Genomic DNA, 1,953 nt, shown 5'->3' with positions numbered 1-1,953 from the left:
CTTTGGAGATAGATTAGCATTTCAATAATTCTAACGAGAGTATATTTTAAGCCATATGTCGACTAACGACCAAGGTGTTCCGACGTTTGCGAGTCCGTAAGGACTTGGCACGAGACTTGCTTTGCAAGGCGACTGACAAAGCAAATGTGGCGTAGCCCGAGCGAGAGTCGCGTTAGCGAGCTCGAAGCGCTGCGGAAGCACCGATAGTTATACGCCGTGTTGGACTTTATTTCTTGAAAGTTCGAATTATTGACGATTGCTTATTTCTCGCTTGAACGAGTGAGTCAGTATCAAGGAGAGAAAAACTGTGTGAAGAGCCAAATGGAAATTCTGGTGAAAGATGAGGTATTTCATTGAGATCAATTTGGATATCGCCTAAAGAGTCGCTGAGAGCTAAATATGGAAGCGTTAGTCGAGCACTAGGAGCATCACTATGCTCAACTAACCAAAAAGCCATTGGATAAAACCTAAGCAAACTCCCATGAAATACGTTTCCAGAATATCGAATATCTGAATGAGTGAAAAATGGAATATTTGTGATCTTATCACCGGAATGAATCCAATAGTATAATTTGAAATGCCGTCTAGATTGTTTACTTCGATTATGAAATAGATCACGCAACGCATGAAAATAACTTCCTTTAACCGATTCAACAGGCAGGCTGATATCTTTAGGAAGACAATATGAAGCTATCATATGGCCAAGTATGCTTCTAAATATGGCAGCTGGTTGAATAATACATTCGAAAGTAGGTAGCTGGATTTTACCTACAATTCGAGTGTGAATATATTGAGCGGTATTAAGTGCAAGGCGAGCGAGCTCTGCATCATACTTACCAAGTACGGTATTATTGCAATCAGAACAAATAGAACGATATTTAACTCCCGAATTAGAATTAACCTTTTTTACCCTTGGAAAGTCATAAACAATCTTTGCTTCAGAATTAAAGCATGAACTAGGTGGAACATGATCTTCGGTTAACTTTCCATTCTTTCCACAAATCCGGCAAAAGCCCTCTTTAGGCCAATTAAATCTTTCGAAAAAATTATAGTTCAACATGGCGTATAACGACCAAGGTGTTCCGACGTTCGCAACGGCACGAGTTTGCCCTGCAAACGAAGTGACGGACGCGAATGTGGCGTAGCCCGAGCGAGTGAGTCGCGAAAGCGATCTCCGAGCGTAGCGGAAGCACCGATAGTTAGGCGTAGTGCTTTGCTATAAGTTAATAGATCTACCTTTCTTTTTCAAATTAACCTGCCAAAAATTAAAACAAGTAATCGAATAAGAATTAATACTATAACCAAGCATCTTCAACTGACATAGAAGATACAAAATATGAAAATAAAGACAGGTATCCCATTAATAAAAAATAGATTACAACGGAATACTCGGGTTGAATTGACTTATCTGAGATATATATTGCGGAAGGTATATGTAATAGAAGAATAAAAAATAGCAAACTTCCAGGCCAGCCAAGAGTGGACGCATAGAATGATCCTATAAGTATAATTACAAAAGGAAATAAGGCTTGAGAAAACAATATTAGAATCGCTATTTGCGTTTTCTTGACTTCCCATGGTTTCGTATAGAAGAGCATAATCAAAAAAATGCTCATTACTAAAGCAAAGATTGGCCAGAAACCCGGAACCAGTTTAGATAGCCAATAAGCATCTGCTAATTTTTCCGAAAGCCATTCTCTATTCATATTATTATGAAACATTCTATTTTATCTTTTTACGAAGAATATTAAGCATTACGCCTAACGACCAAGGTGTTCCGACGTTTGCAATGGCGCAAGGCTTGCTATGCAAGACGAGTGACAGACGCAAATGTGGCGTAGCCCGAGCGAGTGAGTCGCGAAGCGATCTCCGAGCGTAGCGGAAGCACCGATAGTTAGGCGAAGGTTTTCTAACAATTTCTAAATTTTTATTTTCTTTAAAGATTCAATTAAA

At 39.1% G+C, this 1,953-nt stretch carries 1 protein-coding gene; it reads right to left on the bottom strand.

Annotated elements, in window-relative coordinates:
* Window positions 1–226: 226 nt before the first annotated feature.
* Window positions 227–1,060: a hypothetical protein gene (locus tag CH362_RS19050; protein ID WP_100711896.1), complete on the bottom strand. Its 834-nt coding sequence runs from the start codon at window positions 1,058–1,060 to the stop codon at window positions 227–229.
* Window positions 1,061–1,953: the final 893 nt, after the last annotated feature.

It is taken from the genome of Leptospira saintgironsiae (genome assembly GCF_002811765.1).
GTDB lineage: Bacteria > Spirochaetota > Leptospiria > Leptospirales > Leptospiraceae > Leptospira_B > Leptospira_B saintgironsiae.
Note: the sequence above shows the minus strand (reverse complement) of the source record. Positions and strands in the feature narration are given on the sequence as shown.